5 protein-coding genes are annotated in these 15,296 nt (G+C 74.0%); 2 read left to right on the top strand and 3 right to left on the bottom strand.

The annotated features are described in order from the left end of the window. Positions 1-2: 2 nt before the first annotated feature. The 3 genes from ACFV1J_RS00860 to ACFV1J_RS00850 all read right to left on the bottom strand — a co-directional run bounded on the left by ACFV1J_RS00860 (position 3) and on the right by ACFV1J_RS00850 (position 11,552). The gene (locus ACFV1J_RS00860; protein WP_385855037.1) at positions 3-1,217 is read right to left on the bottom strand and encodes a cytochrome P450; all 1,215 of its coding nucleotides are present in this window, start codon (positions 1,215-1,217) and stop codon (positions 3-5) included. A 64-nt stretch (positions 1,218-1,281) separates the two neighbouring features. Further along, positions 1,282-8,370, bottom strand: coding sequence for an amino acid adenylation domain-containing protein (locus ACFV1J_RS00855; RefSeq protein WP_385855036.1), 7,089 nt, complete (start codon positions 8,368-8,370; stop codon positions 1,282-1,284). A gap of 29 nt (positions 8,371-8,399) precedes the next feature. Then, complete coding sequence (locus tag ACFV1J_RS00850) at positions 8,400-11,552, bottom strand: amino acid adenylation domain-containing protein (RefSeq protein WP_385855035.1); 3,153 nt, start codon at positions 11,550-11,552, stop codon at positions 8,400-8,402. Positions 11,553-11,928: 376 nt separating this feature from the next. Here ACFV1J_RS00850 and ACFV1J_RS00845 point away from each other — a divergent pair, with 376 nt between their 5' ends. Together ACFV1J_RS00845 and ACFV1J_RS00840 are read left to right on the top strand one after the other, a co-directional pair. Then, positions 11,929-12,141 (top strand): phosphopantetheine-binding protein, encoded by a 213-nt coding sequence (locus ACFV1J_RS00845; RefSeq protein ID WP_385855034.1) that lies wholly within the window; start codon positions 11,929-11,931, stop codon positions 12,139-12,141. 1 nt (position 12,142) lies between these two features. Beyond that, positions 12,143-15,244: an amino acid adenylation domain-containing protein gene (locus ACFV1J_RS00840; protein WP_385855033.1), complete on the top strand. Its 3,102-nt coding sequence runs from the start codon at positions 12,143-12,145 to the stop codon at positions 15,242-15,244. The last annotated feature ends 52 nt before the right edge of the window (positions 15,245-15,296 follow it).

Genomic DNA, 15,296 nt, shown 5'->3' with positions numbered 1-15,296 from the left:
GGTCAGCCGGCGGCCGTGCAGCGCACCGGCAGCCGGCTGACCCCGGTCAGGAAGCTGGACCGGAGCCGTTCGACCGGACCGGACAGCTCCAGTTCGCCCACCTGGTGGCGCAACTCCTCCAGCATGACCCGGAGTTCGACCCTGGCCAGCGGGCCGCCGAGGCAGAAGTGCGGGCCGTGGCCGAGGGTGAGGTGCCGGTTGGGGGTGCGGGCCACGTCGAAGCGGTAGGGGTCCGGGAAGACGTCCTCGTCGCGGTTGGCGGAGGTGTTCCAGAGGGTGACGATGTCGCCCGCCTCGATGGCGCAGCCGCGCAGCGTGAGGTCCGTGGTGGCGGTCCGGCCGAGGTGGGTGACCGGTGTGGTCCAGCGCAGCACCTCCTCGACGGCGGAGTCGAGCAGGCCCTCGTCCTGGCGCAGACGCTGCCACTGCTCGGGGTGCTCGATCAGGGCCAGCACCGCGCCGGCGGAGGACAGCCGGGTGGTCTCGTCGCCGCCGATGATGATGTTGTAGCAGTTCAGCAGTACTTCGGCGTCGCTCAGCGGCTTGCCGCCGGCCTCGCCGTTGGCCAGCAGGCTGACCACGTCCTCGCCCGGGAACTCCCGCCGGGCGGGCAGCAGTCCGGCGTAGTAGAGCAGGATGTCCTCCTGCGCGTCGGCCGCGGCCTCGGCGGCCTCGGGGGTGCCGTCGTCGCCCATCGCCGCCATCGTCAGATCGAGCATCAGGGTGCGGTCGGCGGGCGGTACGTCGAGCAGTTCGCAGATGGCCATCAGCGGGATCTGCGCGGCGACATCGGCGACGAAGTCGCCGCCGCCCGCGTCCACGAGGGCCGCCACCAGGCCCTTCGTGGCCGCCCGGACGCTGTCGGCGATCCGGGCCATGGCCCGGGCGGAGAACGCGCCCTGCAGCACCTTGCGCACCGCGGAGTGCCGGGGCGGGTCGGTGACCACCAGCATCCGGCCGCCGGCCGAGTCGCCCCCGGTGAGCAGGGTGCCGAGCATGTTGCCCTGTTCGGAGCTGAGCCGGACGGTGTCGCGGTAGACCGCGGCGAGGTCCTGGTAGCGGGTGATCACCCAGAAGCCGGGGCGGTCGCCGTCGGCCTCGCACCAGGCGACCGGGTGGGCGTCCCGCAGGGTGCGCCAGGCGTCGCAGGCGTCGGGGTCGGGGTGGACCGCGGGGTCGATGAGGGCGAACGGGATGGTGTGGCGCGGTGCGGTCATGCGGGTTCCCCGTCCGGGTTGCTGGTCACATGGGCTCCTGTGGGGTGGTCGGCGGCACGGCCCGTCACTCGGGGCGGGGCAGCGTCCGCAGGCGTGCGGCGAGGACGGCACCGATCTCGGCCAGCGGCTCGGGGGCGAGCATGTCGCCGTGCCGGCAGGCGACGTGGTGGTTCTCGATCCGCCCGCTGATGTACGGCGCCCAGTTGGCCGGCCGTTCGGGGTCCGGGCCCTTGTCCTCGGTCGCCTCGAAGAACAGCAGGTCCGCGTCGAGCGGCCGGGAGTGGTGGCGGCGTTGGGCGTTGACGTTGTGGGTGAAGACGGTGGCGACCGCGGACAGCCGGCCGGGCCCGAGGGTGGCCAGTGCGCTGCCGTGTTCCTTGAGGAGCCGCAGTGCCGATGCCGGGGTGAGGGAGGTCCCTTCGGGCTGTGGCAGGCCGAGCGAGTGCAGGACCTCGGCCAGCGCCCGCGGTTCGTCGTAGTCCACCGGGCGGGCGTCGGGCAGCCGGGGGTAGGCGTCGAGCAGGGCCAGCAGCGCGACCCGTTCGCCGTCCGCGCGCAGCAGCCGGGCCATTTCGTGGGCGACGATCCCGCCCATGGACCAGCCGAGGAGGTGGTAGGGGCCGTGCGGCTGCACGGTGCGCAGCCGTGCCACGTAGTCGCGGGCCATCTCCGACAGGTCTTCGGCCGGCGGCCGGGTGCCGTCGATGCCGCGGGACTGCAGGGCGTACACCGGGCGGTCGGGGTCCAGGTGCCGCAGCAGCCCGGAGTAGACCCAGCCGATGCCGACGCCGGGGTGGACGCAGAACAGCGGCTCGCGGGTGCCCTGCGGGCGCAGCGGTACGAGGACGTCCAGCGCGTCGTTCGGCCCGGTGGGCCGGTCCGGGTCCGCGAGCAGTTCGGCGATGCCGGCGACGGTGGGCGTGCGGAAGAGCGTGGCGATGCCCAGGTCGGCGCCGAGGGTGGCGCGCACCCGGCCGGCCAGGCGGAAGGCGAGCAGGGAGTGCCCGCCGCGTTCGAAGAAGCTGTCGTCGATGCCCAGCGCGCCGGCATCGGGACCTCGGTCGTCGATGCCCAGGACCTCGGCGAACAGGGCGAGCAGCTGGGCTTCCAGGGGCGTGCGCGGGGCGCGGCTCGTGCGTCCGGGGGCGGCGGCCTCGGGTTCCGGTGCGGGCAGGGCCCGCCGGTCGAGTTTGCCGTTGGGGGTGAGCGGGAGGGCGTCCAGCACGACCACCACCGGCACCATGTGGCGGGGCAGCCGGCGTTCGACGTGGCGGCGCAGGTCGAGGGCGTCGGCGGTGCCGCCGGGGGTGCGGACGGCGTAGCCGACCAGCCGCTGGTCGTCGGGGCGGTCCTCCCGTACGACGACGGCGGCCCGGTCGACCTGCGGGTGGTCGCGGAGCGCGGCCTCCACCTCGCCCAGCTCGATCCGGAAGCCGCGGAGCTTGACCTGGTCGTCGAGGCGGCCGAGGAACTCCAGGTCGCCGTCGGGGCGTCGGCGCACCAGGTCTCCGGTGCGGTACATCCGCGCGCCGGGCGCGCCGAACGGGTCGGCGACGAAGCGTGCGGCGGTCAGCGCCGGGCGGCCCAGATAGCCGGTGGCCAGGCCGGGGCCGCCGAGGTAGAGCTCACCGGGGACACCGGGCGGCACCGGGCGCAGGGCGTGGTCGAGGACGTAGCCGCGGGTGTTCCAGGAGGGCCGGCCGATGGGCGGGGCGGTGTCGAAGGGGCCGGTGCCGAGCCAGGCGGTGGCGTACACCGGTGCCTCGCTGGGGCCGTAGATGTTGGCGATCCGGGCGCCGGGGAAGGCCGCCGCGATCTCGTTGGCCATCGGGGCGCTGAGCGCTTCGCCCGCGAGCACGACGGTGCCGGCGGTCAGCTGTGGGTCGAGCCGCGGCAGGAGTCCGGCGAAGACCGACGGGACGCCGCTGACCAGGGCGGGTGCGGTGATCGGGCCGGCTGCCAGGGCTTCCGGTTCGCCCAGCGCCAGCAGATCGCGGTGGATCCGTACGGTGCCGCCGGCGGCGAGCGGTCCGAAGAGCTCGAAGACGGAGACGTCGAAGCTGACCGAGGTGGTGGCCTGCACCTGGGCCAGTCCGTCCGGGCCGAGGAATCCGGCGATCCAGGCCATCAGATCGGCCATGTTGGCGTGCGAGACGATCACGCCCTTGGGGCGGCCGGTGGAGCCGGAGGTGTAGATGAGGTAGGCCGGGTCCTCGGGGTGCAGCGGACGGGTGCGCTCGTCGTCGGTGAGGTCGGCGCCGGACCGGTCGGCGACCCGCCGCACGGTCGCCGGGTCGTCGAGGACCAGTCGCGGGGTGTCGTCGGCGGGCAGGGCGCCGGCCGTGTCGCGGGTGGTCAGCAGCAGGGCGGGCGCGGCGTCGCCGAGCAGCAGGGCGATCCGTTCCGCGGGGTAGTTGGGGTCGATGGGCAGGTAGGCGGCGCCGGCCTTGAGGACGGCGACCATGGCGACCAGCAGGTCGGCGGAGCGGGGTGCGGAGAGGGCCACGATCCGGCCGGTTTCCACGCCGTGCGCGAGGAGTTCCCGGGCCAGGCGGTTGGCCCGGGCGTTGAGCTCGGCGTAGTCCAGGACGGTGCGGCCGCTGATGACGGCGGGGGCGGCCGGCTGTGCCGCGGCCCGTTCCTCCAGCTGCAGCGGGAAGAGGCGGTCGGCGCTGCGGGGCCGGGACTCGCCGTGCCAGCGGTCGAGTTGGCGCAGCTCCTCGGTGGAGAGCAGGACGGTCCGGTCGTGGCGCCGGTGCGGGGTGGTGGCCAGGGCGGTCAGTGCGCGGCGGTAGTAGCCGCCGATCAGCCGCAGCTGTTCCTCGGTGAACTGGGCGGCGTCGTACCGCAGATGGAGGTTGACCTCGGACGAGGTGAGGTCCTGGGCGAACTCGGCACCGAACGGGATGCTGGTGTTGGTGATCCGCCGCTCGTCGAGCACCTCCAGTTCGTCGGAGCGTTCCAGGACGGATTGGTAGACGCGGAAGCGGGTGAAGTTGAAGAAGGTCTCGAACAGCTCCCGGCCGCCGAGGAGGCGGCGGATCTCGGGCATCGGGTAGCGGCGGTGGCGCTGGATGTCGATGTCGGTGCGGCCCACCGCCGCGACCAGGTCGTCCCAGCTTCCGCCGGTCAGCCGGGCGCGGAACGGCAGGGTGTTGAGGAACATGCCGAGGACCCGGTCGCCGTCCCGGTCCTCGGTGCGGCCGTTGTGGACCACGCCGGTGACGACGTCGGTGGTGCCGGTCAGCATGCCGACGACGTGGGCGTGGGCGGCGAGCAGCACGGTGCGTACGGGGACGCCGACCCGGCGGGCGCAGCGGGCCACGCCCTCGGAGACCTCGGCCGGCAGCGGTACGGGGGTGAGGCGCATGTCGGGCCGCTCGGCGGGCGGGACCAGGCGGGGCAGGGTGCCGAGGTCGCTGCCGGCCAGTTCGCCGGCCCAGAAGGTGCGGTGTTCCTCGGCGGCGATGGCCGCCCGTTCCTCGGCGATGAAGGCACCGAAGTGGGCGCGGGGCGGCTCCCGGAACGGAGTGCCGGTGCCGTCGAGCAGGCTGAGGTAGCGCTCGAACAGCTCGGTGATCAGGGAGCGTTCGCTCCAGCCGTCCAGGATGACGTGGTGTTCGGTGACCCACATCTCGAAGGTGTCGTCGGTGAGCCGCTGGAGGTGGAAGCGGATCAGCGGGGCGCGGTCCCAGGCGAACTCGCGGCGCTTCTCGTCCTCGAACCGCCGGTCCATGGCGGTCCGCTGCTCGGCGGCGGAGAGCTGCCGCAGGTCCTCGAAGGTGATCGGCGCGTCGACCCGGCGGTGCACCAGTTGGAGCGGTTCGCCGTAGGTCTCCAGGTCGAAGGAGGTCCGCAGGACCGGGTGGTCGGCGAGCAGCGACGTAAGGGCCAACCGCCAGGCGGCCTCGGACCAGCCGGCCCTGAGGTGGTAGCCGGCGACGTTGTGGTAGATCCGCTCGGCCGCGTTGAGGCCGCTGTGGTACAGCATCCCGGCCTGGAGGCGGGAGAGCGGATAGGCGTCCTCGACGTCGGCCGGCAGCAGGGCCCGGTCCGCGTCGCCGAGCAGGGACAGCGGCCGGTAGGGCGGCCGGGCGGTGCCGGGGGTGACGGGCGTGGTGTGCGGGGCCAGTTCCTGGATGGTCTGGTGCCGCAGCAGGTCCTGGAGCTGGAATTCCAGGCCGAGTTCGCGGGCCCGGCCGAGGAGGGCGATGGTACGGATCGAGTCGCCGCCGAGCAGGAAGTAGTTCTCGTCGGTGCCCACGTTGTCCTGGCCGAGCACCTCGCTCCAGACCTGGACGAGGATCTCCTCGGCGCGGTTGGCGGAGGCGGTGGCCGGGGCGCCGGCGGGGCGTTCCGGGGCGGGCAGCCGCCGCCGGTCGACCTTGCCGTTGACGGTCAGCGGGAAGCGGTCCAGCACGACGAAGGCGGCGGGGATCATATGGGCGGGCAGCAGGTCGGCCAGGTGGGCGCGTAGGTCGGCGGCGCCCAGATCGGTGCGGCCGGAGACCGCGTAGCCCACCAGGCGCCGCTCCCCCGTCCGGTCGGGTTCGGCGGTCACCAGGGCCTCGGTGACGTCCGGGTGGCCGGCCAGCGCGGCCTCGATCTCGCCGGGTTCGATCCGGAAGCCGCGGATCTTCACCTGGTCGTCGATCCGGCCGCGGTACTCCCACTCGCCGCCCGGCAGTCGGCGGGCCAGGTCGCCGGTGCGGTAGGCGCGTCCGCCGGGGAGCGTGACGAAACGGGCCGCGTCGAGTTCGGGGCGCCCCAGGTAGCCGCGCGCGAGCCCGGCGCCCCGTACGTACAGTTCGCCGGTGACGCCCTGCGGGACCGGCCGGCCCCTGCGGTCGAGCAGGTCCAGGCTCAGGTCCGGGATCGGCACGCCGATCAGGCTGCCGTCGCCGTCGGTGTCCTCCTTGCGGATCGGCCGGTAGGTGACGTGGACGGTGGTTTCGGTGATGCCGTACATGTTCACCAGCTGCGGCCCGTCGGGGTGCCGCTCCAGCCACGGGCGGAGCGCGCGCGGGTCCAGGGCCTCGCCACCGAAGATCACATAGCGCAGGGCGAGTCGCGCGTCGGCGCCGGGCGGTGCGTCCACGGCCCGCAGGGCCTCCCGTTGGAGCAGCGCGAACGCGGAGGGGGTCTGGTTGAGGACGGTGACGCCTTCGGTGCGCAGCAGTGCCAGGAAGTCCTCGGGGGCCCGGCTGACCTCGTGCGGAACGATGACGAGGCGCCCGCCGTGGGCCAGTGCGCCCCACAACTCCCAGACGGAGAAGTCGAAGGCGTACGAGTGGAACAGCGTCCAGACGTCGTCCTGGCCGAAGCCGAACCAGGGCTCGGTGGCGGTGAACAGCCGGGCGACGTTGCGGTGCGGGACGAGGGTGCCCTTGGGTTCTCCCGTGGAGCCCGAGGTGTAGATGACGTAGGCGAGGTCGTCGGGGGCGACGAGGGAGGCGAGCGGCCCGTCCGGGTGGGCGGCGATCGCCGCGGCGTCGTCGTCGAGGGAGACCAGGGCGCCGGTGAAGCCGTCCAGCCAGCCACCGGGCCGGCCCTGGACGACGACGTGGGCCAGCGCGGCGTCCCGCAGGATGTAGCCGAGCCGGGCGTCGGGGTACGCCGGGTCCAGCGGTACGTAGGCGCCGCCGGCCTTCTGGATGCCGAGGAGGGCGACGACGAGGTCCGGCGAGCGGTCGGCGGCGAGGCCGACGAGGGTTTCGGGGCCGACGCCGTGGGCCTGGAGGTGGCGGGCGAGCTGGTTGGCGCGGCGGTCGAGCTCGCCGTAGGTGAGGTGCCGGCCGCCGTGGCTGACGGCGATGGCGTCGGGCCGCTGCGCGGCGTGCCGGGCGAAGCGCTCCAGGACGGTGGTGGCCTCGGGCAGGGTGCCGGTGGTGTCGAGGGGCGTGGTGCGGCGGTCCGGGTCCTCGGCGAGGTCCGGTGCCAGCTCGTGCACCGGCCGGTCCGGGTGGCGGACGATCTCGGTGACCAACTGCCCGTAGTGCGCGGCGAATTGCTCGGTCAGCCAGTCCGGCCAGGCGCCTTCGATGTGCACCGTGCCGTCGGTGGTCACGACCAGGCGCAGGGCGTGGCCGTGCGCTGCGGGGGCCGGGTGCCGGGTGACGGTGATGCCGCCGGGGAGGTCCCAGTGGGTGGGGTGCGGGGTGTGCAGGGCGAAGCCCACCGGGAGCGGGGGCTGTTCCTGTGCGGTCCAGTCGGCCAGCGGGTCAGGCTCGGCCAGTCGCCGCAGCTGCCCGGCCAGTGCGCGGAATCCGGGGTTCGCCGAGAGCGCGGCGTGCACGGTCGTCCGGGCGGTGAACGGGCCGAGGGTACGGGCGTGTTCGGGCCCGCGCGGGTCGGGGCCGTCGGCGGCGATCAGGATGTCGTCGGCGTCGGTGTAGCGGTTCAGCAGGACGGCGAGGGCCGCGAGCAGTCCGTCGGTGAGTGTGACGCCGGCGGTGGCGCAGAGGGTTTCCAGCGCGGAGAGGGTGCCGTCGGGCAGTGCCGTCCGGTGGGTCCGGCCGGTGGTGCGGCCGGTGCTCAGGGGCAGTTCGCCGGTGGAGAGCTCCCGGTCCGGAGCGGGGATCCGGGTCGGCTCACCGGCCGGTAGCACGGCCAAGTCGGCGAACTGGCCGTCAGGAAACCGGAATTGTGGGCCGTCCGGGTCCAGCCGCGCGCGGTAGGCGGCGAGGAGGTCGTCCACCAGGAGGGTGGCGGACCGGTCGTCGGCGATGATGCGGTGGAGGGTGAGGCGCAGCCGGAGTCCGGTGTCGGCGATGCGCTGTGCCCGGGCCCGCAGCAGTGGGCCGGCTTCGAGGTCGAACGGGCGCTCCGGCCCGGGGGCTTCGGCGTCCTCGGTCAGGGTCTCCCACTGGGGCGGCAGATGGTCGGCGACCGACTGCATCAGGGTCGTGCCCTCGAAGACGAAGCGGGTGCGCAGGGCTTCGTGGTGGCGGACCACGTCCTCCAGTGCGGCGCGGAGTGCCGCGGTGTCGGGCACGCCGTCGAGGCCGAGGTCGATCACCAGGTGGTGGCGGGCGTGGTCCTCGGTCAGGGCGTGCGCGAGGTAGCGCTCCTGCTGCTGTGGCGTCGCCGCGACCGTACGGGCCGGACGCGCTTCTTCCGGTGCGGCCGCCCGGTCCGCCTGATGCGTGGTCACTGGTCATCGGCCCTTCTGTCACCGGTGTGCTATCGGGATCGTTCGGTTCGCCGGCGCCAGCCGTGCAGGGCCTGGGTCCGGGCGGCAGCGCGCACCGCGGGCCGGGACCGTTCCGGGGCTCCCCCGCCCTCGCCGCCGGCCGCGTCGACATGGCGGGCGATGGCGCGGACGGTGGTGTAGCGGAAGAGGTCGGCCGTGGTGAGGTTCGGGTACGGGCGCTGCAGGAGGGCGAGCACCCGCACGATCTGTCCGGAGGTGCCGCCGAGGTCGAAGAAGTGGGTGTCCAGGCCCCGGACGGGGGCGCCGAGTACGTGCTCCCAGGCGCTCCGGACCACCTCGGTGGCCTGCCCGGGGAGGGGCCCCGTCGACGGCTCCTCCGGTGCGGGGGCCGCCGTGGGCGCCCCGGCAGCCCAGTCGGCCACCGCGGCGCGGTCCAGTTTGCCGTTGGGCAGTTGGGGCAGCGCCTCGACGAGCAGCCAGGCGGCCGGAACCATCGCGGGCACGAGCGAGACGGCCGCGTGCCGCCGGAGCTCGTCGACGAGTTCGGCGGGCGCGGGACGCGGGTGTCCGTCGCCGGCCGGGTTCGACGGGTCGGTGGGGAGCAGGCAGGCGGTGACCGCGGCGCCGTCGCCGCTGACGGTGGCGACGGCCTCCTGGACGGCGGGGTGGGCGCGCAACACGCTCTCGATCTCGGCGAGTTCGATCCGCTGCCCGAGGACCTTGACCTGGGTGTCGGCCCGACCGAGGAAGCGCAGCCCGTGCGCGGGGTCGAGGACGGCCAGGTCCCCGGTGTCGTAGCCGCGGCGCCCGTCGTACTCGGCGAAGCGCTCGGCGGTCAGCTCCGGCCGCTCCCAGTAGCCCGATCCCACGCCCGCCCCGAGGATCAGCAGTCGTCCCGGGACTCCGGGCGGCAGCGGGCGACCGTGGGCGTCGACCACCCGGCACTCCTCCCCCGCCAGCGGACGGCCGATGTGCACGGGCACCTGCGGCTCGACCCGCCACACCGTCGACCAGACGGTGGTCTCGGTCGGGCCGTAGCAGTTGAACACCGGGCCCGGCACGAGGTCGGTCAGCCGGTCGGCCAGGTCGCGGGCGAGTGGTTCGCCGCCGACGAAGAGGACCGCGAGACCGCCGAGCAGTCGTCGGCCGGCCGGGTCGTCGGCGAGGATCCGGGCCATGGTGGGGGTGCACTGGTAGAGCGCGCCGCGCGGCACCTCGGCGTCGGCCACCTGCTGGTGACTGGTCAGCAGCACCGTGCGCCCGGTGGCGAGCGGCCAGAACAGTTCCAGCACACTGATGTCGAAGGAGACACTGGCGCCGGCGACCGACACCTGGGGCGGGTCGGGAAGGATCTGCGCGAAGGCCGAGAACAGCGCGGCCAGGTTGTCGTGCCGGACGATCACGCCCTTGGGCCGGCCGGTCGAGCCGGAGGTGTGGATGACGTAGGCGGGGTCCTGCGGCGCGAGCACCGGCCACTGCTCCGGCGCGCGACCGGCGACCGCGTCGGGGCCGACCAGTGCGACGCCGGTGGACGCCAGGGCCCGCGCGGCCGCCGCGTCGCCGACGACCACGGCCGGCCGGGCGTCCTCCACCATCATCCGGAGCCGGCCCGCCGGGTACCCGGGGTCGAGCGGCAGGTAGGCCGCACCCGCCCGCCATGTGGCGACCAGGGCGACGAGCAGGTCCGCCGTCCTCGGCAGGCATACGCCGACCCGGTCGCCGGGCCGTACGCCGGCCTCGATCAGCGCGGCGGCGAATTCCCGTATCCGGTGGTCGAGTTCGGCGTAGGAGAGGCGCTCGGAGCCGGCGATCAGGGCGGTGGCCCCGGGTGTGCGCCGGGCGTGCCCGGCGATCAGCTCGGGCACCGCCGGGCCGGCCGCGGCGGCCGGGGTGGCGGGTGGTGGCGGCTCGGGGGTGAACAGGCGCAGTGCGGTGAGCGGGGCCGCCGGTGCGGTGCCGAAGGCGGCGAGCGCGCCGGCCAGGTGCTCGACGAAGAGGCGCGCCGACGCGGCGGGCAGTGCGGCCCGGTCGTAACCGACCGCCAAGGTAAGGCCGCCCCCGGTTTCCTGGTGGAGCGTCACGGCCAGGCCGTACTCGCTGCGCACGTCCTCGGCCGGGACGAGCTGCCACCGCAGGTCGCCGGTGGTAAGCGGGGCCGGTGCGGTGGCCTGGGTGCAGATGATCCTGGTGAGCGGTGTCCGGCCGGGACGGCGGGTGGCCCCCGAGACGGTGAGGATGTCCTCGATCGGCAGATCGCAGTGGTCGAGGGCGTCGAGCAGCGCGTCGGTGGTCCGGTCGAGCACGGAGGCGGTGTCGGCGCCGTGCAGCGGCAGGCGTACCGGCAGGGTGTTCTGCAGACAGCCGATCACCTCGGTGTCCGCCGCGGTGCGGGTGGTGGCGACGGTGGCGAGCACGATGTCCTCGGTGTCGCCGTACCAGCCGACGACCACCGCGACGGCCGCCAGGACCTGCGCGAAGGGGGTGGCCCCGGTTTCCCGGGTCCGTTCGCGCAGCGCGGCGGCGAGTTCGGCGTCCAGCGGCAGGGACACCACGTCGTGTCCGGTGCCGGCCCCGGGGGTGGTCGCGAGGTGCGGCAGGGCGGTGTCCGCGGGCGCGCCGGCGAGGTGGCCGGACCAGAAGGTGTGGAGGGCCGCGAGGCGTGCGGGCCGCGGCGGGGGCCGGTGGAGGTCGGCGGCGGTGAGTGCCTCGGGGCCGTCGGCGTACGCGCGGGCGAGCTGGCGCAGCAGGACGGCCGCGGAGTCCTCGTCGAACACGGCGTGGTGGACGCCCACGAGGAGGTGCGTGTGCCAGGGCGTACCGACGATCCGGATCCGGCACAACGGCCCGGCGCCGTGCGGGAGCGGTGCGCGGGCCTCGGCGATCCATCCGTCGAGGGCGTTCTCGTCGTCCGCCCGTCCGGTCCTGATGTCGACCTCGGAGACGGGGTGGGTGCGTTGGAGCAGTCCCTCGGCCGTCGGGTGCAGGGACGTCCGCAGCGCCGGCTGGGCCCGGCAGACCGCCCGCGCGGCCGCGGTCATCCGCTCCTGGTCCACGGGGCCGTCGACCCGGATGTGCTGCAGGAGTGTGGTCGCTCTGCCGCCCTGCTGGTCGAGCAGGAAGAACCGGGTCTGCGCCGCATCGGCCGGCCTGAACGCATTCCCGGCATCGTCATCGCTGGTCACCGAACAGCCCCCCGACTGAAATCCGTACCGGAAATTGGTCGAGCCAGGTTATGGAGGCGGTTTGGCCTTGTCAAGAAGAATTCTCGGGGCCACCGCACACCGCGCGCGGGAATTCAACAAGAATGCCTGAGACGACATTGTGATCTACCTCACATTGATCAACTTCCCGATGGCGCTGTAGCGTCAACCAAACCGTTGAGGCGGGTAATTGAGCCCTGCGGCCGTGAAAACTGGATGGAGCCGACCACCCCCCAGTGACACGCCCCGTGACGCAACGTGGCGCAGAAGCGGGGAATTCGGACTCATAGAATTCGGGGGCTGTTCAATGGAATTCAATGCTGACCCCTCCCTGCCCTCTTCCGATAATTCGGCTGATGTGGCGGAGAATCTCTGGAGGGAAATCCTCGGGGCTGGCGCTGATCTCGGCAAAGGATTCCTGGAGAACGGCGGGGACTCCTTCCGCGCGGTCCTGCTGACCAGTCGCCTCTACGAGCTGACCGGCCGCGAGGTCGAGTACCTCGACGTCCTGGAGGCCGACGGCGCCGGTGCGATCGCCCGCCTGCTCACGGCCGACGGCACCGGGAGCTGACGTGCGCTGGGAACTGGCCCCGAATCAGATCGACCTCTACACCGCCGACCAGGCCGCCGACGACCCCTCGACCTATCTCGTCAACTGCGTCTACCGGATCACCGGGCCGGCCGACGGACCGCTGCTCGCCGAGCGCTTCGCGCGGCTGACCGAGACCTACCCGGTGCTCGCCTCCCGCGTGGTGGAGGACGACGGAGCGTGGCTCCTGGAGACCGCGCCGAACCCGCCGCAGCTGCAGTCCGTACGCGTCACGGAGGAACCGGACGGCGCCGGCGCCCGCCTGCGGGTGCGCGAGGAGCTGACCCGGCCCCTGGACCTCGCCAAGGGCCCGCTGTGCCGCGCCGTCCTGCTGCGGTACGCGCCGGACACCGCCGACCTCGTCCTCGTCGCCCACCACCTCGTGGTCGACGGCCGGTCCATGGAACTGCTCGCCCGCGCCCTCCTGACGGACCGGGCCGCCGAGCCCACCACCTCCTACGCCGACTGGGCGGCCGCGGCCCGCGACCGGCTGCCGCAACGGGCCGGCCGCGCGGCCGAGATCCGGGCCGAGCTGACCGCGGCCGATGTCGTCCCCTCCCTGGAGTGGGCGGGCCCCGCCGGCGACGCGCCCGGCTCCGGCGACGCGCACCCCACCACCGGCGGCGTCGCCGAAGCGTTCCTCCCCGCCGAGCTGCACCGGAGCCTCCGCGACCTCGGCACCGACCTGGGGGTCACCCCCTACTCGGCCGTCCTCGCCGCGGCCGCCCTGGTCCTCGGCCGCAACTCCGGCGCCACCCGCCCGGTCATCGGCACCACCGTCTCGCGACGTTCACCGGCGCAGGCCGACACCGTCGGGTACTTCAACAACACCGCACCCGTCCCGGTCCTCCTCGACGGGCGGACCACGGTGGCGGACTTCCTGCGCGAGGTGCACCAGCGCGGGGTGCAGGCGTACCGCGATGCCGACCTGCCGCTGTCCTCGGTACTGCCGGGGACCGGCCTCACCGCGCCCCAGCTGGTGGTGTCGGCCATCGACACCCTGCCCGAGCTGCGCGAAGGCGACCGGCGCGCGGTCCCGCACGAGGACCAGGGCCTGGGCACCGCCCACTTCCCGCTGACCCTCGGCCTGTACCAGGAGCACGGGCGCACGGACGGGATCCGGATGCTGCTGCGCCACCAGCGGGCCCTGGTCACCGAGGCGGCCGCCGCCCTCTTCTTCCGCCAACTGATCGCTGTGCTCGCCCACTTCACCGAACGGCCCGATGGGCGCCTGGACGAGGTGGACACCCTCCCCGCCGAGGAGCTCACCGCCCTGCTCGCCACCGAACGGGGCACACCGCTCACGGGCCCACCGGTGGCACTGACCGAGCTGTTCGCCCGCCAGGCACGCGAGGCAGCCGACCGCACCGCCGTGGTCTGCCAGGGGGAACACGCCAGCTACCGCGAACTCGACGACCGCTCCCGGCAGTTGGCGAGCGCACTGGTGGAGTCCGGGGTCCGCCCCGGTGACCGGGTCGGGGTCTGCCTGGACCGGGGCATCGGGCAGATCGCCGCCGTGCTCGCGGTGCTCCGGGCCGGCGCCGCCTACGTCCCCCTCGACCCCGACTACCCACCGCAGCGGCTGGCCTTCGTCATCGAGGACACCGGCCTGCGGACCGTCATCACCGAGGGCGAACTGCTCGCGGACACCCCCGGGCTGCACCGGATCGCGCCGGACGCCGCACCCGAGGACCCCGGGGCACCCCTGCCGGCCGTGAACCCGGAGTCCACCGCGTACGTCATCCACACCTCCGGCTCGACCGGCCGCCCGAAGGGGGTCCTGGTCAGCCACCGCAACGTGGCCGCCCTGCTCGAGGCGACCCGCGAGGAGTACGCACCGGGCCCCGACGACGTCTGGTCGTACTTCCACTCGCTCGCCTTCGACTTCTCCGTCTGGGAGATCTGGGGGTGCCTGCTCACCGGCGGCCGGCTGGTCGTCGTCCCCTACGACGTCTCCCGCGACGCGGAGGCCTTCCACGAGCTGCTGCGCGCCGAGGGCGTGACGGTCCTCAACCAAACCCCTTCGGCGTTCGCCCAGTTGGTGAACGCCGAGGCGTTCGCTGCCGGCGGCCTCGCGGTGCGCCTGGTCATCTTCGGCGGCGAGGCGCTCGACCGGGGCGTCCTGGTGCCGTGGTTCGCCCGCTACCCCGAGGACGTCTGCCGGCCCGTCAACATGTACGGGATCACCGAGACCACGGTGTTCTGCACCTGGCACCCCGTCGACCGCGCCGAGGCGCTGCGCGGCAGCCGCTCGATCGGGCGGCCGATCCCCGGCTGGGACCTGTACGTCCTCGACGACCGGGGGCGGCCGGCGGCACCCGGCGTGCCCGGCGAGATCTGGGTCGGCGGCGCCGGGGTCACCCAGGGCTACCTCGACCGCCCGGACCTGAACGCCGAACGCTTCACCGAGGACCATCTGACCGGAACGCCCGGCGCCCGCCTCTACCGCAGCGGCGACCTCGGCCGGTTCCTGCCCGACGGGCAGATCGAGTACCTCGGCCGGCGCGACGACCAGGTCAAGATCCGCGGGCACCGCATCGAGCTCGGCGAGATCCGGCACGCCCTCCTGGAGGACGACCGGGTCCGGGCGGCCGCCTCCCTGGTCCGGGCCCCCGACGGTCCGGCGACCGCGCGGATCGACGCCTACGTGGTCCTCGACACCGACACCGACACCGACGCCGCCGGGGTGCTGGCGGACATCCGGCAGCGGCTCGCCGAGCGGCTGCCCGGCTATCTGCTGCCCGCCACCCTGACCGCGGTGCCCGAACTCCCCCTCACCGCCAACGGGAAGCTCGACACCGCACGGCTCCCCGACCCACGCCCCGCGGAGCGTCCCACGGCACCCGAGCCCGCCGCGCCCATGGGTGCCGAGGCCGCCATGGCCGCCCTCTGGCAGCGGGTCCTGGAGGTGCCCGTCGCCCCCGACGACAACTTCTTCGACCTCGGCGGCACGTCCGTACAAGCGGTCCTGCTGGCCACCGCCCTGCGCGAGGAGAACTACCCCGCGATCCGGTTGCGGGACATCTTCCGCAACTCCACCCCCCGCCGGCTGGCGGCCGCGCTCGCCCCGCGGACGGACGCATGACGCCGCCGCTGCCGTCCCCGCCGGGCGGACCGCAACCGAACAGCTCGTACGC

Source organism: Streptomyces sp. NPDC059649, assembly GCF_042734445.1.
GTDB lineage: Bacteria > Actinomycetota > Actinomycetes > Streptomycetales > Streptomycetaceae > Streptomyces.
The sequence above is the reverse complement of the archived record's forward strand: the minus strand, read 5'-3'. Positions and strand labels throughout refer to the sequence as shown.

Bases quoted from the DNA above. Each gene is read 5' to 3' on its own strand.
- ACFV1J_RS00860 (WP_385855037.1), bottom strand. From the start codon at position 1,217: ATGACCGCACCGCGCCACACCATCCCGTTCGCCCTCATCGACCCCGCG.